At 40.3% G+C, this 18,612-nt stretch carries 19 protein-coding genes; 7 read left to right on the top strand and 12 right to left on the bottom strand.

What is annotated here, in order from left to right; all coding sequences use genetic code 11:
* Positions 1–35 precede the first annotated feature (35 nt).
* Together FTU01_RS01435 and FTU01_RS01430 are read right to left on the bottom strand one after the other, a co-directional pair.
* The gene (locus tag FTU01_RS01435) at positions 36–350 is read right to left on the bottom strand and encodes a hypothetical protein (protein ID WP_180137897.1); all 315 of its coding nucleotides are present in this window, start codon (positions 348–350) and stop codon (positions 36–38) included.
* A complete protein-coding gene (locus tag FTU01_RS01430; RefSeq protein WP_180104837.1) occupies positions 347–949 on the bottom strand; it encodes a hypothetical protein in 603 nt (200 codons plus the stop codon). The genes FTU01_RS01435 and FTU01_RS01430 overlap by 4 nt, the downstream gene beginning before the upstream one ends.
* A 149-nt stretch (positions 950–1,098) precedes the next feature.
* On the opposite strand from FTU01_RS01430, the gene FTU01_RS01425 reads away from it, so the two are divergent.
* Entirely contained in the window at positions 1,099–1,359 is a 261-nt protein-coding gene (locus tag FTU01_RS01425) for a DUF4258 domain-containing protein (protein WP_218951188.1), read from the top strand.
* A gap of 15 nt (positions 1,360–1,374) precedes the next feature.
* On the top strand, positions 1,375–1,923 hold the full coding sequence (locus FTU01_RS01420) for a hypothetical protein (RefSeq protein ID WP_180104838.1): 549 nt from the start codon (positions 1,375–1,377) through the stop codon (positions 1,921–1,923).
* A gap of 109 nt (positions 1,924–2,032) precedes the next feature.
* Here FTU01_RS01420 and FTU01_RS01415 read toward each other — a convergent pair whose 3' ends face one another.
* A complete protein-coding gene (locus tag FTU01_RS01415) occupies positions 2,033–3,034 on the bottom strand; it encodes an OmpA family protein (protein ID WP_180137895.1) in 1,002 nt (333 codons plus the stop codon).
* 619 nt (positions 3,035–3,653) lie between these two features.
* Here FTU01_RS01415 and FTU01_RS15495 point away from each other — a divergent pair.
* From FTU01_RS15495 to FTU01_RS01400, 4 genes are read left to right on the top strand one after another with little or no spacing between them, the layout of a single operon-like run.
* Positions 3,654–3,776 carry a hypothetical protein gene (locus FTU01_RS15495; protein WP_257224637.1) on the top strand — a complete coding sequence of 41 codons (123 nt, stop codon included), beginning with the start codon at positions 3,654–3,656 and terminating at the stop codon, positions 3,774–3,776.
* Positions 3,769–4,221, top strand: a complete 453-nt coding sequence (locus tag FTU01_RS01410) for a CopG family ribbon-helix-helix protein (protein ID WP_099339103.1) — start codon at positions 3,769–3,771, stop codon at positions 4,219–4,221. The genes FTU01_RS15495 and FTU01_RS01410 overlap by 8 nt, the downstream gene beginning before the upstream one ends.
* Positions 4,218–6,026, top strand: a complete 1,809-nt coding sequence (atzF, locus tag FTU01_RS01405) for an allophanate hydrolase (protein WP_180137893.1) — start codon at positions 4,218–4,220, stop codon at positions 6,024–6,026. The genes FTU01_RS01410 and atzF overlap by 4 nt, the downstream gene beginning before the upstream one ends.
* Positions 6,023–7,051, top strand: coding sequence for an ABC transporter substrate-binding protein (locus FTU01_RS01400; protein WP_180137891.1), 1,029 nt, complete (start codon positions 6,023–6,025; stop codon positions 7,049–7,051). The genes atzF and FTU01_RS01400 overlap by 4 nt, the downstream gene beginning before the upstream one ends.
* A 142-nt stretch (positions 7,052–7,193) precedes the next feature.
* On the opposite strand, the gene FTU01_RS01395 is transcribed toward FTU01_RS01400, so the two are convergent.
* From FTU01_RS01395 to FTU01_RS01365, 7 genes are all read right to left on the bottom strand, one after another.
* A complete protein-coding gene (locus tag FTU01_RS01395) occupies positions 7,194–7,496 on the bottom strand; it encodes a glutamine synthetase (RefSeq protein ID WP_218952457.1) in 303 nt (100 codons plus the stop codon).
* 604 nt (positions 7,497–8,100) lie between these two features.
* Positions 8,101–9,462, bottom strand: a complete 1,362-nt coding sequence (gene glnT / locus FTU01_RS01390) for a type III glutamate--ammonia ligase (protein WP_180137889.1) — start codon at positions 9,460–9,462, stop codon at positions 8,101–8,103.
* A 48-nt stretch (positions 9,463–9,510) separates the two neighbouring features.
* Complete coding sequence (locus FTU01_RS01385; protein ID WP_180137887.1) at positions 9,511–10,269, bottom strand: creatininase family protein; 759 nt, start codon at positions 10,267–10,269, stop codon at positions 9,511–9,513.
* A 367-nt stretch (positions 10,270–10,636) separates the two neighbouring features.
* On the bottom strand, positions 10,637–11,518 hold the full coding sequence (locus FTU01_RS01380; RefSeq protein WP_180137885.1) for a hypothetical protein: 882 nt from the start codon (positions 11,516–11,518) through the stop codon (positions 10,637–10,639).
* Positions 11,515–12,522 (bottom strand): isopenicillin N synthase family oxygenase, encoded by a 1,008-nt coding sequence (locus tag FTU01_RS01375; RefSeq protein ID WP_180137883.1) that lies wholly within the window; start codon positions 12,520–12,522, stop codon positions 11,515–11,517. Before FTU01_RS01375 ends, FTU01_RS01380 begins: the two co-directional genes overlap by 4 nt.
* A gap of 77 nt (positions 12,523–12,599) precedes the next feature.
* Entirely contained in the window at positions 12,600–13,481 is an 882-nt protein-coding gene (locus FTU01_RS01370) for an ABC transporter ATP-binding protein (protein WP_180137881.1), read from the bottom strand.
* Entirely contained in the window at positions 13,481–14,425 is a 945-nt protein-coding gene (locus tag FTU01_RS01365) for an ABC transporter permease (RefSeq protein WP_180137879.1), read from the bottom strand. The genes FTU01_RS01370 and FTU01_RS01365 overlap by 1 nt, the downstream gene beginning before the upstream one ends.
* 317 nt (positions 14,426–14,742) lie before the next feature.
* On the opposite strand from FTU01_RS01365, the gene mtlD reads away from it, so the two are divergent.
* Positions 14,743–16,869 carry a bifunctional mannitol-1-phosphate dehydrogenase/phosphatase gene (gene mtlD, locus FTU01_RS01360; RefSeq protein ID WP_180137877.1) on the top strand — a complete coding sequence of 709 codons (2,127 nt, stop codon included), beginning with the start codon at positions 14,743–14,745 and terminating at the stop codon, positions 16,867–16,869.
* Positions 16,870–16,940: 71 nt separating this feature from the next.
* Here the strand turns inward: mtlD and FTU01_RS01355 are convergent, their stop codons facing one another.
* Together FTU01_RS01355 and FTU01_RS01350 are read right to left on the bottom strand one after the other, a co-directional pair.
* Positions 16,941–17,945, bottom strand: coding sequence for an ABC transporter substrate-binding protein (locus FTU01_RS01355; protein ID WP_180137875.1), 1,005 nt, complete (start codon positions 17,943–17,945; stop codon positions 16,941–16,943).
* A gap of 10 nt (positions 17,946–17,955) precedes the next feature.
* Positions 17,956–18,534 (bottom strand): ANTAR domain-containing response regulator, encoded by a 579-nt coding sequence (locus tag FTU01_RS01350; RefSeq protein WP_004785667.1) that lies wholly within the window; start codon positions 18,532–18,534, stop codon positions 17,956–17,958.
* Positions 18,535–18,612 lie beyond the last annotated feature (78 nt).

The following is an 18,612-nucleotide window of genomic DNA, read 5'->3' as shown; positions in this document are numbered from 1 at the left end:
ATAAAAAGGCTGCTGAGCAGCCTTTTTATTTAAAATTATTTAGATTCTAAATTATAAAATGTTATGGCAAGTTTGAGGTTAGATATTTGATCTTCAGTTAATTGACATGTATCTAGATCTTCAAATTTTTTTTGAGAAGTTTCAAGATATTCAGCAATTGCAAAGTTAATTTTCTGTTGAAAAAGCATATTGATAAATTTAGATTTACTAATTCCCATTTTTTTGCAATAAAATTCTAGTTTTTCAAATTCAACTTCGGGTAGTTTGAAAGTAAGAGGTGAACTTTTTTCATTTTTTTCTTGTCCTTCATTAGCATGAATTTTTCCTAATTCTTTGAAGTAATTGCTCATTTCATTGATTCCTGAGGGTTAAGTCTATCAAATTCTTGCCATGCCATATTTTCAATATCATTACTTATTTTTCTCATTTTGAATAATGACCACATAACATGATTTGGTTCATCAAGCTCAATTGCATCTGTTCTTAGTTCTTCAATTAAATTTTCTAAATTTAATTGCCCCCCTCTTTGCAAGTGTTTGCCAAGTAGATAGTTTAAATATGCAGAATCGGAATAACTCACAACCAATTCTTCTAAAATTTTAGCTCGGCTTATATCAAGGTTATGTGCACAGAAATCTAATTTTTGTTTTTGATCTTCATTTAATTTAATAGAAATACCTTTAGTTTGGTAATTTTCCTTATTTAATTGAGCCTTACTACCTAAATTAAAAAAAATCGACAAATCATCAAACGTATAGAGTCCATTATTCTCGTGATCTAATTCTAATAGATTGTGTAGTTTTACATTTTCTGTGGTCTGAAAAAATTCAATAAGTTCTTCGACTTCCTTTAAAGCAATTGAGCTTAAAAGCTTTTTCGAGTCATAGGCATAAGCTTTTTTTGAGTTTAGGAACAGTTTTAAAACCATTTCTATATTTTCATTTCTCATTTTTAATACTCCGAAGGGATTGAAGCAAGCATAAAATGAGGTTGGATAAATGTCAAATACAATACAAATAAAAAAATATATAAATTGTATTTGACATTTGTTTGGGATAATCGTAGCCTAAAAAACAACCAATAATTGGGGTGTATAAAATGTTGCAGTCAAATCACTTTATGAAGCGTGCTAAGCAAAGAGGTATTACATATCGAATGGTGCAATTCGCTTTGAAATATGGAGAAGTTAAAGGTGAACGTTCATTTATAAATAAAAAGATCCTAGATGATCTAATTAACAATTTAACGAAAGAATTAATGGCAGCAAAGCGCTTAAGGGACAAAGGTGGGATCGTTATTGTTTCTGATAAGGAGAACTTAATTACTACTTTTGACTTTGATAGCTATAGAAAATATTGATCGGAGTGCTGGGAAATGGATAATTACATATGGTTAAATCAATACAAGCGACAATTTGAAAAAAAATTAGAAATAAATGAATATTTAAGAGGAGAAAATGAATTTGATGATAATTTGCTCTCTTATATAGATAAATTAGTAGATGAAGTCTCAGAAGTGGCAAATCAGAATGGTTTAGAAATTAAACGTATTCATAATCTAATTAGAATTTATTCAAGAGAATCTCAAACAGTTCTATTGTTAATAAAGGCTAAATATCTTATGCATGATGGTAGAAAAGAAATTGTTTTTACTATTGAAAAACATAGAACTGTAGACTTTACAGAACGGTATAAGGGGAGCTTCATTACTGATCCTAAAAAGTGGATTCAGAAATTTATAGAAAAAATTGTTGAGAGAAGATTAAAGTTTACGATTGATTTTGAAAAAACCTATAAACCTACGGATAATTCTATTATAAAAGTAAGCCCTGCTATCTCTTTTTCTTGCCGATTATGTGGTGGTGATGGGGGAGCAACTGGTAATTGTCCAAGATGTGGAGGAAATGGGTTAGAACAAGAATAGGTAGATGAATTATTAAGTAATTTGTAAAAATTACTTAATAAATTTTAGAATTATAAAATTAAATTTATTTAAAAGACCGCAATAAAGCGGTCTTTATTTAGTCGGAATCTTATAACTTCACCAACTCTACCCGACGATTTTTCGCCTTACCATCTCCGCTTGCATTATCTGCAACAGGTTGTATATCCCCAAACCCTTTAGCAGTTAAACGACTGCTTTCAATACCTGCTTTAGCCAGGGCACTCACCACACTTTGCGCACGTTGATCAGACAACTTTAAATTATGTGCAGCATCACCGCTATTATCCGTATGACCATAAATGCCCAGTTTTAACTCAGGATTGTCTTTTAATAAAGCAACAATCTGCTCAATTTGATCTTGTGAGTCTGGCAAAATCTCGGCTTTATCGGTTGCAAAGTTAATCTGTACGCTCACTTTATTGTCTTGATCCAGACTTTGTTTTAGTGCACTCGAAGTCAGTGCTTTGGCAGTGACATTTAAAGGCTTGGATTCAGCCACCATCAGCGAAATATAATTGCCAGATTGGGTTAGCTGGAACCATGCGGTCTTATCTTCCTGGCGAACTACATAAGTCTTGGTCGGGTAGTTAAAAATATCACCCAGGCCAGCATAATACTGCACCTGAAAATCCTTAGGAATTTTCTCAATGATATCTTTGGGAATCTGGCTATTGGCAATTTCTACACCGCCCAAATCCTTGATCACACTCTCCAGATTACGCTGAATTTCTAAAAAATTGCCTTCTTTATATTCCGGTTTCGAGGTAATGCCTGAACTGAATAATTTGCCTTCAACCCATTCCAGTTGCTGTCCTGTCCAGAATGGAACGCGCTCAAAATTGCGCTGCTCAGTATTTTGATAGATATAACCGTCTGGCAGGGAAATATAAGGAAAGTCACCGAGTGTCGCTGTGCTGAGTGGAATTTTACTGATGTCAAAAGCTTGTGCCGGTGCCGTTTCGGCAGCTTGCGTGGTATCTTCCTGCTGGATTTCGGTTTTGGAGGTTTCTGCTTGCTCGGTTTTGCTACATGCCGCAAAAATAAAAGGCATACAAAGAATAGCAGTACGAAGGAGAGTGGAAGTCTTCATTAAATTTCCTTATTGTTCGGGCATTTTTATGGAATTTATTGTATAGAAATTCACCTGTAGTGCAAATTTTAATCAAAACCTAAATCTGAGCGGCTTTAGTATTCATAATTAAAGCCAGAGAAGAGTAATTGGTGAAGATTCCATTATCAAAAACTGTACCATAAAACCCCATTTTGATATCGTTTTGGTGCAAGTTTGATCACTCTTGGCGCATAAATATTTTAGACACATTTTGTAGCATTTATTAAGTTTCAACTAACTGTTTTAAATCAATTTTTTAATAATAAAAAACTCTTTATATTTGGCATATTTTCTGCTTTTATTTATATACCGAATTAAAAGAGGAGAGCATATTACTTGAAGAACCAGACGCAATTCTCGATCAATCCATCATGTCTAAAAATAATTACAGTACATGATTAATTTAACGACCTCTTGGTGAATTAATTCACTCATTTTGATTCCAAATAAGCCCCATAACCGTTGATGGGGCTTTTTTGAGCTGAATTTCTGCCTTTTCTCCTCGTAATTAGCAAATTTCCTCATCTAAAACTGGCACGCTTTCTGCTTTTCCTTAAGTAATACGAAATTTACATTCAGTAATACCGAGGAGATGCGCATGAATAATCAAAGCAAAAAAGCCAAGCTGCATCCATTTGCCCAATTTTTCATTGAACTGCTCAGCGTTCGCGCCGGGCTTTATGTCAAACAGGATTCACTCAAGGAAAGCAGACGTGTCTAAACCGAAATTGGCACGAATCAGTATCACCGTGCCGGAAACCACCTTACAGGCCATGGATCAGAAAATTGTCGAGCAGCATTATGAAAGCCGCTCGCAGGCCATTGTCGACATGATTAACCGCCACCTGATTGATGAACTGGTTTCTCGTGATGAAGTGATGGTCGGTACGCTGACGCTGGTTTATGACGTCAGCCTGAAACCGTTACGTTCCCAATTGGTCGATTTGCAACAGCAATATCTGGAACAGGTGATCAGCTCGCTGCATATCCAGCTGGATGATCAGAAAGTCCTGCAAGTGATGCTGATGCAGGGTGTAAGCAGTGATTTAAAAGAAATTAGCGAACAATTTATTGCATTAAAAGGGGTGCTCAAAGGACACCTGGAACTGATGGATGCCGTGATGCCTCCCATTCCCCAAAATACCAATAAAGGAGTATTGTCATGAATACTTTATGGACAATTCAAAACTGGCAGAACGCCTACCAACAGCAGCAGATTCAGTTACAGGACCTGATCGATTATGTTGCATCATTTCAAAATGATGATCATGCCTGGATTTCAATTGCATCTGCAGAACAATTACAAGCACAAATTGATGCCTTAACAGGAAAATCACTAGCCGAATTGCCACTCTACGGCATTCCATTTGCAGTCAAAGACAATATTGATGTAGCCGGTTTTTATACCACTGCAGCCTGCAAAGAAGCATCTTATCTCGCAACCAGCGATGCCACTGTCGTCACTAAATTAAAAGCTGCAGGTGCAATTGTGGTGGGTAAAACCAACCTGGACCAGTTTGCAACTGGCTTAGTTGGTGTACGTTCACCCTACGGCGCAGTGAAAAACAGCTTTAATCCGGAATATATCAGCGGCGGTTCAAGCTCAGGTTCATCGGTAGCGGTGGCGAATGGTCAGGTGCCTTTTAGTTTAGGTACCGATACGGCGGGTTCAGGCCGTGTACCGGCAGGACATAACAATATTGTCGGCTTGAAACCCACCAAAGGCTGGTTTTCTACCACAGGTCTGGTGCCAGCATGCCGCACCATTGATGTGATTTCAGTCTTTGCCCTGACTGTGGATGATGCATGGCAAGTCGCACAAATTATGCAAGGTTATGACGCGACAGATGAATATTCACGCCAGCATCCAGCCAATGTGCCAACCCAATTTTCCAAAAGCAAAATCGCGATTCCGGCACAGCTGGAATTCTATGGCGATACTGAAACCGAAAAAGCATTTAAACAGGCTATTGCCCGGGTAGAGCAGCTTGGTTATGCAGTGGAAACCATTGATTTCACTATTTTCAACCAACTGGCTTCCGCACTATATAACAAGGCTTGGGTCGCAGAACGGACCAGTGCCGTTGAAAAATTGGTTTCTCGTGACGTGACCCATCCGGTGATTAACCAAATTATCAGTCAGGCAGATAACTTTAATGCCGTGGATATGATGCAGGCGGAATATGAGCGAGCGCAATTGGCTCGTCAGATCAATCTAGCCCTGGCAGACTTTGATGCCTTGATGGTGCCAACGGCGCCAACCATCTACAAGATTGCCGATGTAGAAGCCGATCCACTGGTGAAAAACAGCCACATGGGCGCTTATACCAACTTCGTGAATTTTGCGGATTTATCGGCTTTGGCACTGCCTAATGCAATTCGTGCTGATGGTTTGCCAAGCGGGGTGACCTTTATTGCACCAGCATGGATGGATCAGGCCTTGGCAAACTTTGGTCAGACCTGGCAGCAGGCAACGGCGTTGACACTGGGTACTTCGCAAAAAAATTATACGCCAAGCACAGAGATTCAATCGCAGCATGCAGTGAAACTGGCAGTCGTCGGTGCGCATCTGACTGGTATGCCTTTGAACTTTCAGCTCACCACACGTGGCGGCACTTTAGTGAAAAAAACCAAAACTTCAGCCAGCTACAAGCTGTTTGCGCTGAAAAATACCACACCACCGAAACCGGGTTTGCAGTACCACAGTAAAGGTCAAGAAATCGAAGTGGAAGTCTGGGATATTCCATTCGCCAACTTTGGTCAGATCGTGGCAGAAGTTCCGGCACCGTTGGGCATTGGCAATTTCCAGCTGGCAGATGGCAGCTGGGTTAAAGGTTTTATCTGCGAAGGCTATGCGCTTGAAGATGCAACTGACATCAGTCATTTCGGCGGCTGGCGTGACTTTATCAAATCAAAACAAATTTCAAATACGCGTTTTAAATGTAATTTCATAGGAGAAGTAGCACAATGATCAAGAAAGCCGGTTTATCTATTTCTATTCTTGGGGCAATTTTTTTAGCTGGTTGTGATAACAGTGCAAAAATACCAGAACCAAATAATGGTGCGAAAGAATCCACCACAGTTAGTACTAAACCAATTACTATTGGTTATAGTGATTACCCTGGTTGGGTAGCTTGGCAAGTGGCTATTGAAAAAGGTTGGTTAAAAGAAGCTGGAGTGAATGTAGACTTTAAATGGTTTGATTATTCATCATCCTTAAATGCATTTTCGGCAAAACAAATTGATGCTGTAACCGTAACTAATGGTGATAATCTAGTAATAGGTGCAGGTGGTATGAGAGGTGTCATAATAATGGCAACCGACTACTCTGCCGGCAATGATGCAATTGTAGCTAAACCAGGAATTAATTCGATCCAGGATTTAAAAGGTAAGACTGTAGCATTAGAAAAAGGCTTGGTTGATCATCTTTTATTTAATACAGCTTTAGCTGATGCAAAGCTTTCACCATCTGATGTGAAAATAACGAACGCTGTAACAAATGAATTACCACAAGTATTTACCTCACAAGATGTGTCAGCAGTTGCAGTTTGGCAACCAGTAGCTAACCAAGCTCTAAAAAATGTAACAGGTTCAAAAATTATTTATAGTTCAGCCGAGAAGCCTGGACTTATATATGACACAGTTTCTGTAAATGCAGAGCATCTTGCCCAACACAAAGAAGAATGGAAAAAAATTGTTAAGGTCTGGGATAAAGTTGTTTCATACATTAATGATCCTAAAACACATGATGATGCCGTTCGGATTATGGCAAATCGTGTAGGGGTAGACCCTAAACAATATGAGCAATTTATCAGCGGCACCCATTTCCTGTCTGTGGCAGATAATAAAAACGTATTTAAAAAGTCTGAGGGATTGGAATCTATTTATGGGTCAAGCTATTATGTAAATAAATTTAATCTTGATTTTAATATCTATGAAAAAGATATTAATGTTGATAGTTTAATTACTGATGAAATTGTTAATAGTATTGAGTAAAATTTAATTTAAAAAAACCAAACGTCAAGTTTGGTTTTTTGCTATTAATAATACCTAGTTTAAAGAAGAGAACTCTTTATTGGATTAACAATATGAACTATAAAAAAACCTGCTATAGCAGGTTTTTTTAAATACAAGATATTTAGAACATATCACTATAACATTCAATTTTCCATTTACTTACCGATAAATGATAGCTTTCCCATTCCATAGTTTTGTATTTAATAAACTCATCTCGTAACTCTTTACCTAAAGTTTTTTCAACTAGAGAATCATCGGCGAAAGCCTGTACGGCCTCTTGTAAAGTTTGTGGTAAGAATTTGATACCTCGTGTCTGGCATTCTGCTTCGGTGAACTCATATAAGTTATCTTCGTTTGGTTTACCTGAATCAAGTTGTTCACGGATTCCTTCCAAACCTGCAGAGAGTACAAGTGCCGTAGCCAAATATCCAAATATAGATTAACTGAGTCATCAACGTTACGGGATTCACAATGACTACCGCCATTCTGAATATGAAAAGAGTTGGTACGGTTATTAGAACCTTAAGAGTTAAATACAGGCGCCCAGCTAAAATTATTCATTGCACCACGACGTACAAGACGTTTATAGCTATCCAAAACTAAGCCATTGGTTTAATTGTAAATTTTACCTTGAGTTACGCATTCTAAAATGCAAAATTGGAGTTGAGATCAAAGGCAAAAAACGAAAACCAAGGAAATTTTTAGTCATATGAAATTGCATAAAAGTATTACTGAGTTGGTTACAGAAAAATGCCAAAAGTGCGCTAAATTTAGTTGATCTATTAGATTAAGATTTTGATAAATATAATTATTTTCTGGTAAATAGAACAATATTGGTCGTTTGAATATTCAACCTAATTTTATTTTAAAATGGTGCAGAAAAGTTGAATTGAGCCCATTTACAAGGCATTTAAAAGCACTGTTTAAATAACTTAGAATGTTACATAGTGGAGAGAAATAGATATAAAAAAGAATCCAGTTCAAAAAAGATGGACTGGATTCTGATAAATATCCTTAAAATTAAAGGATTAGAACATATCGCTATAACGTTCAGTTTCCCATTTGCTTACAGATAAATGATAGCTTTCCCATTCCATAGTTTTGTATTTAATAAACTCATCTCGTAACTCTTTGCCTAAAGTTTTTTCAACTAAAGGATCAGCAGCAAATGCTTGAACTGCTTCTTGTAAAGTTTGTGGTAAGAATTCGATACCACGTGCTTCACGTTCTGCATCTGTGATTTCGTATAAGTTATCCTCGTTTGGCTCACCTGGATCAAGCTTTTCACGAATCCCTTCTAAACCTGCAGCTAATACGAATGCAGAAGCTAAATATGGGTTTACTGCACCATCTACATTACGGGATTCACAACGACCACCACCACTTGGTACACGAACTGAGTTTGTACGGTTATTAGAACCATAAGAGTTAAACACAGGTGCCCAGCTAAAATTGCTCATGGCCCCACGGCGTACTAGACGTTTGTAACTATTCACTGTTGGTGCAAATACCGCACAAAGTGCACGACCATGTTTTAAAATACCTGCAATAAATTGATAGCCAAGTGTGGTTAAGCCAATACCGCGTGGGTCATCTTTCGGGTCGCAGGCAAATAGGTTTTTGCCATCTTTTAAGTCATATAAAGACATATTAAAGTGAGCAGCATTCCCTGTTTTATCTGCAAATGGTTTTGGCATCATAGTTGCCAGCAAACCTTCTTCCTCAGCAAAGTGTTTTGCCATAAATCTAAAGAAAATCAAACGGTCACAGCTAGTAAGGGCATCAGCATAGTTAAAGTCAAACTCAAATTGACCGTTAGCATCTTCGTGATCGAAAGAGTAAAGATCCCAACCCAAGTTATTGATTTGCGTTGCAACTTTATCCAACCAAGAGAAGTTGTCTACAAAAGATTGTACGTCATAGCATGGTTTAACTAATTTATCTTTTGCATGTGGCACAGTGAGGGTGCCATCTGCTAATTTTTTAAGAAGGTAAATTTCGCACTCGATGCCTAGGTTCATGCCATAGCCCATTTTTGCAGCTTCAGCCAGTTGGTTTTTAAGCGCAACACGGGTATTCAATGGGTATGGATTACCTTGAAAATAGTTATCAGCAGGAATCCACGCCAATTTTGGTTCCCAAGGAATTTGAATCGCTTTGTCCAAGTCAGGTACAGAAGTTAACTCATCATCGTTTGGAGCCTGACCTAAACCGTCAAGGGCATAACCTGTATAGCGTTCAGATCCATTTGCCATTTGGTGTAAGTGGTCGATTGGAACAACTTTGGCTTTAGGGATACCATGAATATCGACATAAGCACCGATACAGTATTTAACCCCTTTCTCAACAAGTTCATCTTTGAGTTCAGTAATTTGTTCATTTGTATACATAGTATTCACCTATTCTATTTGGGAAGAATTTTTTTCAGTTAGGGTTATTTAGTGTTTGCAACAATATGGGGTGTCTAAAGGCGGCTCTTCTTGGCTACCTTTTAAAATCACTTGACAAAGGTCTTCGACCATCCACTCAAAGCCTTGTTTGCCTTTTTCAATGCTGGCACGGCTTGGATAGCCCGTGACACCATTTTTGCTGGTATGGTTTACAGGATGAGCAAAGATTAGATTTTCAGTACGGTCAGGGTCATCAGCAACATCAAGCTTGTCAGCACGGAATAACTCTGGTGTACGAGCCATAATGACTGAGGTTTCGGCATCGTTTGCATGCCAGTCTTCTGCATCTGAAAAATGAAATTCTTTGACACGTGTGCTGATGCTGGCAGTATGGATAATACTCACCATCAAATCATCGTAACTTGCTCGTAGCATCTCGAGGGCGCAGCGTAGTGGGGCTGAATTCGTTACATGGGCATTAACAATAAATAAACGTCGAACACCACCAGCGTATGCCCAATCTCCAATTTGTTTGACAAATTCGATTAAAGTAATAGGTTGGATGGCAATTGTTCCTGGCCAATGTTTACTGTGCCCAATAGAACAACCATATGGCAGGGTAGGTAGCATAGGGACTTTAGTACGCTTAGAAACTTCCTTGCATACAATATCGGCGATAACACTATCTACACCACAGCCTAAATGTGGACCATGCTGTTCAGTTGCGCCTACAGGCAGGATCGCTGAATAATTCACAGCTTTTAAAACTTCAGGAATTTCTTCCCAGGTTAATTCAGACCAAAGCATTATAATCTCACGATATAAGGTAGGCCGTCATACGGCATTATTTTAGTAATACGAATATTTAAAAAAGTATTACTGATATTTATAATGCAACTACTATGCCATCATTTAAAATCAGTGAAATATATATATTTGATTTATTATTAAGTGTATTAATGGTGGTTCTTATGATTTTAAAATTTATTTTCTTATTAAATGGTGCACTTTATAAATAAAACCGCACTATTAATAGTCAAAATAAAAAGACTAATATAAATTAGCCTTAAAATCTTATAATGTTAGTTTTATTTAATATTATTAAATTTAATAAAATGATAATTATGTAATAGATATTTCTATATCAATAGATATAAAAAAGCCATATTCCTCCTTATAACACCCGTTCTGCATGATGGAGCAGGTGATTCTGTTCCGCGCTCATCCACTGTGCTGCTTCTGCAGTCGTGGTAGTCGTGTGCTGAAACTCATATTCAGGTTGGTAGATATCAATCTCAAAAATCAGATCAATTGCACGGCCCTCAACTTCTACATGCTGGACCAGACGGGTTGCATCCAGAATTTCAAAATTGTTCAGGTCAAAGGCGTTGCCTGTTTCACCGATACGGGTGCTGTAGGTTTTGCTGAAGCCCTGAGTACCAATAGAGACTTCAAAGCTTTGTAATAGATTAAATGAAGTAGCATCGGCTGATTTGATATTTAGTTCTGCGACTTGAGATTGCACTTCCGGCAAGCGGGTCAGGGCATAAGCAATATGATCATCACAGATGATCAGACCGCCATCCATTTCCAGCTTTGCACCTGATTGGACATCTACCGCAGATTCTAGGCGTAGGCCTAAGAACAAGCCTTTCTTCACTTGCTGACGCCAATCTTCGACATAAACATTGCTCGGTGAAAATTCCAGAATACAGTTGCCGATCGCGTGCAGTTTTGCGGGTTCAGGCCATTGCACATGGTTCTGGTAATTGGCGTAGTCTTCTACTTCCCAGGACAAGAGCTGCATTGCATCATCCCATACTGTATTGCCAATCCAGCCCTGCCGTTCTGTCACTGGTGTGTCATTCTGACTTTTCAGCCGTAGATCTATAGTAAAGCTGCGTGACTGGAACCAGTACACAATGGTGTTTTGATCGGTCAGGCCATTAAAAAAACTGATGCTTTTCCTGCGAAATGCCCCGTATAAAAAGCTCGGAACAACTTCAGGTTGAGCAGTTGTCGGTGTTAAGGTTTTTATGGCTTCTAACAGGTTCATGATGCTGCCTCCGATTTTTCATTCAGACCAAAGGAAGACAGCGGAACGGCATTTTTCAGCACCAGCTCACCATTGGTAATTCGCTGTTTTAAATACTGGAACGTTTGTGCGGTCTGGTTAAACAGGTGTTCACCACCAATTAAAGGTTTATATTTGGAATCATTGGTTTGTACTACCGGTTCAATCACCGTGTCATAGTTGCAGGCACAGAACAGCGGGAAGGAATATCGTTCTTCAGAGACTTTTTTTACGCGGTGTTTGGTTGCCAGGTATTTGCCATTAGACAGGATTTCCATCATGTCTCCAATGTTCATCACCAGCGTATTTTCGATCAGTGGAATATCGATCCATTCACCAGCTTTGTTCAGCACCTGCAAACCTGGTGCGGTAGGCAGCAGCAGGGTAAAGCATTCATAGTCGGTATGTGCGCCGATGCCTTCGGCATCTTTGATATCAGGATTGTACGGATAATGAATCAGGCGCAATTGACTTGGTGCATCATTAATTTTATCGGCAAAGAAATCTTCTTTGACACCGAGAGCCAGGGCAAAAGCAGAAAAAATCTGTTCGCTAATGGTGCGCAAGTGACCGTAATATTGGCTGACAATGGTTTTAAAATTTGGATGATCAGGCCATAAGGTTGGGCCAAGCAATGGGTAGTCTGTTCTAGAACCCTGATAATCATAATTCACATCATAGGCTTCTTTGAGGTCATAACTGTTGCCCGCGAACTGTTCTTCACCAATTGGCACATAACCGCTATGGTTACTGGATTTGCCAATATAGTGCTGCATTTTTGTGTCCAGGTCCTGCTCGAAATAGGATTTGGCCAGTTCAACCATCGACTTGGCATAATCAAAGTTAAACTGATCCCCTTTAAGATAAAGGAATCCGACATCTTTACAGGCCTGGTCTAAAGCTGCCGCAACTTCAAGACGATCGGCCAGATGTGGACTTTGCATTTTAGAAATATCGACGAGTGGGAGTACGTATTGGTCTTGCATTGCAATCACCTTATTGTTGGTCGTCCAACACAGCGACTAAAACCTTTGGGTCGTCCCAAAGGCTTGTTTTAAAAGGATTATTTGCTCGTGCTGACTTTGGTCAAGCGTGGAATTTCTGGAAGATCGGCTAGTGCAGGATCCAGCTCATCCTCCTGTGCATGTACCAGATGATTGACGTGCTCACGCAGCTGTTTAAATTCCGGAGTCAACATCAGATCTGGATGGCGTGGACGTGGTAAATCCACTTCAATAATTTCCTTGATTTCACCTGGATTGGCTTTCAGCGCCACAATCCGGTCTGCCAGCAAGATGGCTTCATCCATATCGTGGGTCACGAAAATGATGGTAATGTCGATGTTTTGCCACAGATCCATCAGGTGACGCTGCATTTTCTGGCGCGTATGCGGATCCAGTGCACCAAAAGGTTCATCCATCAGCAACACTTTGGGTTCATTGACCAAGGCGCGGGCAATCGCCACACGTTGCTTCATTCCGCCTGAAAGTTGATGCGGATACTGATCCTGATATTTTTCCAGGCCAATGATGTTGATCCATTCACGTGCCTGCGCTTCAGCAGAAGCATTACTTTGACCTTTCATTTTCGGGCCAAACATGATGTTTTCTTTCACGGTTTTCCATGGAAACAGGGTATAGCCCTGAAACACCATGCCGCGTTCCGGGCTTGGGCCAGTAATCGGCTTACCATCCACCAGAATTTCACCGCTGGTATAAGGATCAAGCCCAGCAACAACGCGGCTAAAGGTTGATTTACCGCAACCCGAGGGACCAATCACACAGATAAACTCACGTTTATGAATTTTCAAATCAATGCCATTTAAAATGGTGCGTTCAGTTTTGCCATGCTTGAAGGATTGGGTGAGCTGTTTGGCTTCCAGGATGACCGGACGGTTATAAATCTTGTCAAAGTATTCGCGAGCATTAAATTCAGTGCTGTTCATTAGTTTGCTCCTGGTTTCCATTTAAACAGGCGTTGGCCCAATTTCATTAAAATCACATCGCAAAGCAGGCCGATCACACCGATGATCAGAATCGCTGCAAAGACATTTTCAAAGTGCTGGTAACGGGCTTGTTGGGTGATAAACCATGTAATACCGGAAGTACTGCCAATCAGTTCAGCCACGATCAGGTAAGTCCATGCCCAACCGAGCAATACGCGCAGGTTGCGGTAGATTTCTGGTAATGCTGCTGGAATCACCACATACAACAGGCTTTTCAGTTTACTAGTACCGAGGGTAAAGCCGGCTTCAATCAGGCTGCGATCGACCAGTCGTGTGGTATTGGCAATGATCAGGATTTGCTGGAACAAGGTGCCAATCACGATGATGGCAATTTTTGGTGCATCATTGATGCCTAAAATAGCCACCGCTAGTGCGCCAAAAGCTGGGGCAGGCAGATAACGGAAGAATTCTACAAATGGTTCAGTGAGTTGCGACAGCTTATTGGAGAAACCACACAGAATGCCCAGTGGCAAACCTACAATCGAGGACAGGATAAAAGCGGTAAATACCAGCTTGATACTGTGCCACAGGCTTTCATGGAACCAAGGGGCATTGTCTTGCAGCGGTGGAGTGGTAAAGGCAGTCACTAATGCTTTCGCCACTTCATGTGGTGCAGGCAGGTAAATTGGATTGACCAGTTTGCCTTGTGGTGGTGTCAGGCCATTGTCGACCGCATTTTGTGCTTCCTGATAGAAAATGGCTTTTTCGACACGGCTGCCTTCCTGTAAAAAGGCCACGCTGCCTGAGTCAGTAATCTGGACTTGTGGATGCCATACGAATGGCAGATAGCTCACTGCACACCAGATCAGAATGGGTATTAAAAATGAACCCAAACCGAACAGGACTTTTTGTTTTTGACTCAGTTCACGAGCGACATAACTCATCGTGGCTGCCCCCAATATTACAATTTTTATAAAACGTAATACTATTAAGCAAAATGAATGCCATAATAAGCAGAAACATTCAAAATGATAAAATAAACTGATATTTCAAAAGAAAAATTTAAACTGATAGGCAGGAATAACAACTTACTTAAGTTAACAGTTTGATTACATCCAGAAACATAAATAATCGTATTTTAGTCTTTATTGATCAATTTATAGTCAGAACTATTTCATATCTTTACATCGGTTTATTTAATCTCTTATTTTCCTTAAGGTATTGTCCACTTCTTAACTCATTGAATTATAAAAGGGGAGCAATGCTAGAATTTAAAAATCAAATCGTACACGGCGCAATTTTCGATATGGATGGAACCATGTTTGATACTGAACGTTTGCGCTTTCAAACCTTGCAACAAGCTTCGCGTGAGCTGATCGGCGTCGAATTTTCTGAAAACTATTTAATGCAGTGTTTGGGCTTAAGTGCCCGTAGTGCCGAGCAGCTGGCCAAAGAGCGTTATGGACAAGATGTTCCTTATGCCGAGATCCGCCAGCGCGCCGATGTACTGGAACTAGAACATGTACGCAATTATGGTGTTCCAATTAAAAAAGGTTTATTACAGGTACTGGAACGCCTACGCAAGGCAGGTCTAAAAATGGCTGTGGCGACTTCGAGTCGACGTGCGATCGCAGAAGAATATCTGATCAATGCCAATGTCTATAAATTTTTTGATGTGCTGGTGTGTGGCGATGAGATTAAACAGGGGAAACCTCATCCAGAAATTTTTATCAGCGCAGCCGAAAAAATCAATTTAAGTCCGGCTCAATGCCTGATGTTTGAAGATTCTGAAAATGGCCTGCGATCTGCTTATGATGCAGGTGGTATGACGGTACTTTTCAAAGACATTAAAACGCCGAATGAATCGATGCTGGCAGAAGCCCAGTATTATTATGAAACAATGGAAGATTTTCTGACAGACCTGAACCAGTTTGTTCCTGTTCTGGAAATGCCAGAACTTGAGACCGCATTTCCGCAAACGCTGAATCAGTTAACAGTTGGGATTCACGGCTTCGGTGCAATTGGTGGTGGTTATCTGGCTCAGGTGTTATCACACTGGGATGGTTATACGCGTCCACGCAAAATTATTGCCTCGACCCGTAATCCACTCTATCAGTCTGCCGTTAATGCGTTTGGCACCTATTGCATTCGTTATGGTCAGAACTCTTTTGACCAGCGTATTGAAAATATGAGCGTGATTGATGCATATGATCTGAAGCAAATGCAGAATATGTATATTGAATCCAGTCTGGTGGCAGTCTGTGTCCCTGAGGAAGCTCTGGTTTCTGAAGCAGAAGTAATTGCACAGGGTTTATATGCGCGATACTTGGCCTACGAGCAGCAGGAACAGCCGCTGACGCTGTTAATTATCCTGAATAAAATCGGGGCCAAACAGCTGGTGATGCAGCAGATTCTGAGCCGTCTGAAACAGATTACGGATGAACAGACAGCGCAGCACATTATGGATCAGCATTATTTCTGTGACACAGTGGTGAACCGTATGGTCTCCAAACTGTCCGACCAGAAACTGTACCGTCAGCTGCGCATCAAATACAACATGTTCAAGCAGTATCAGCTGGATGAAGATCTGTCCGTAGTGGATCTGGATGATTCTACAGCCCTGAATGCAGAGCAGGAACATCAGGCGGGCTTATATATTGAAGACCTGCGCCGTAATTTTCAGCCAAGTCATATTCTGCAGTCGATGGACCTGATTCTGTTTAATGCCGAAACGGATATGCCAATCTATGTGGAAAATAACAGTCCATTATTGGCTAAAATGCGCCAAATGATTCTGGTAGATGATATTGCCAATATCCAGCTGATTAAAAACCGCTTATGGAATGGTGTGCATGCGATGATGGCCTGGTATGCCAGCCTGCGCGGTCATCAGACCATTGGCGTGGCCATGTCAGATCATGCGGTCAGAAAATTCATGCAGCAGGCCTTAGCGCAGGTGAAGCATGGTCTCTGTTACCAGATTCCTAAGCATGCTTCAGATCTGGAACGTCTGGCACAAAGTTTTACTGAATCCTGTGCCTATGCTTATCAGGACCCATGTGCACGTGTAGGGCGTGAACCCTTAAGAAAGCTGAAACACAATGAACGGGTTATGGGTTCATTATCGACCTTGCTTAAATATAGTTTACCGTTTGATGTGGTTTTAAAAGGCGCAGTGTTAGGTTATATCTATGCTCTGGAACAGGGTGAATGCGAGCAGCAGGAACTGTTGATGCATTTACAAATCCAGTTAAGACATATGGCATTAGAGCCGCAGCTACATGAGACCTTGTATGATGAAATGTCACAATTCATCAATCAGATTATCGCTGGAAAATTGTCCTTACAAAAATTCATGCAACTGGATTTGCAGCAAGCGCTCAGCTAAATATCAGCAGTAAATAAAAAGACCCAGAACGATTCTGGGTCTTTTTTTATGGAAGTTTATAAATTTATAATTTATACAGTCGTGGATTCTTGCTGATAAATACAGGATTGGGCAATCTGTTGCTGATCATCTGCGGACAGATCAATATTTTCCCATTTTTCCATCTGCTCTAATAGCCAGATAAAATCGGTGAATTGAGGCTCAACACTTTCACCTGCAAGGTTACGAATAATATTCTGAATCTTATGGAAGTCATAAACGTGTCGAGAAGCTGAACATTCAAACTGGATAATCTGATAATCCATCAGCATGTCCCAGACATCAGAAAGATCCGTAGCATGCTTTAAATCCATCTGAGCTTTTTTTACAGCAGCGACTAAGGCCTCTACAGTCAGTGGATGCAACTCGCCCCATTCCTGAGTTATTGCCAGCACTTTGTCTGCCACTTTAGGAATCACATTTTGGCTTGCTGCGACAATCAGGCTATAACCTTCAAGCTTGGCCTGAATATTCCAAGGTTCACCCACACAAAAACCATCAAAAATCTGTGCTGCAATCCCTTTGACCATCAAAGGGGGAGGTGAGGTCTTGAGCAATATATTTTTAGCATATTGCGCATCAGTTAAAGCCAGCCATTCTCTTAAACAGTAATGATGAATGGAGTATTTATAAACATGAGCCAGACCTACTTTATGTTGCTGCTTTAAGGCACTGACCAGCTTTTGTGACGTGATCTGTTCATTATCTTCAGGCTGAATGCCCAGTTCATAACACAAATCCTGTCTTAAGCTGATAAATGCCTGATTGATACTGAGGACTAATGGGGTCTGCAAAGCGACTTGTAACTGGTCTGCGCCCAAAGCAGCCGCGGGAAGCATGGCAGACAGGCAATGGGCAGCATCCAGAAAGCCATAGGCCAGACGGTCGCGTAAGCTGGACCAGGAGGCTTCACGGATCAGGTTTACCTTTAAACCCTGTTCAGTAAAATAACCTTGTCGCTCCGCCCAAAGAATGGCAACACAATCAAGCAGTGGAATATAGCCAATATTGAGTTCTGTTTTTTCTAATGTTGTCATTGAATGCTCCTTATTGGCCGGATAACAGTTTTTGTGCATCAAGTAAGCGCCTTGCCATATCGCCAATGGTAATCCGGTGACTCATGGCATTTTTGCGCAACAGGGCAAATGCTTCTTCTTCGCTCAGTCCATGTAGCTGGATCAGCAGGACTTTGGCTTTATCAATATCCCTGCGATCACTTAATTTTTCCTGAGTTTCCTTCAGGTCGTGTAACAGTTTTTTATGTTTCTGGAATTGTTCAATCGATATTTCCAGAATATTTTCCAGTTTGGTTGGATCAATCCCGTCCACAATATATGCCGTAACTCCGGCATCAATGGCATTTCTGATGGTGTCCTTGTTGGAATTTTGGGTAAACAGAACCGTAGGTAATTCATACTGACTTACGCAGCTTTCGATAATATCGCGATGAGGATGATCCATATTTAACAGAATGACATCGGCATGCAGACTTTTGATATCAACAATGTTGAGGTCATTCAGAATGACACAGGCCACCACATGAAAATCATGTGCAAGCAAAGAAGCCTGAATAAATTCAGCGCGTTCTGGATCATCATCAATCAGGGCAATTCGTAATTTAGACATGCAAGATTTTTAGCTAGTACATCGGGGAATATTCCATAAGGACTTATGCAAAAAACATACCATGCAATTTGGTGCAAA

Source organism: Acinetobacter sp. YH12043 (genome assembly GCF_013419915.1).
GTDB lineage: Bacteria > Pseudomonadota > Gammaproteobacteria > Pseudomonadales > Moraxellaceae > Acinetobacter.
Note: the sequence above shows the minus strand (reverse complement) of the source record. Positions and strands in the feature narration are given on the sequence as shown.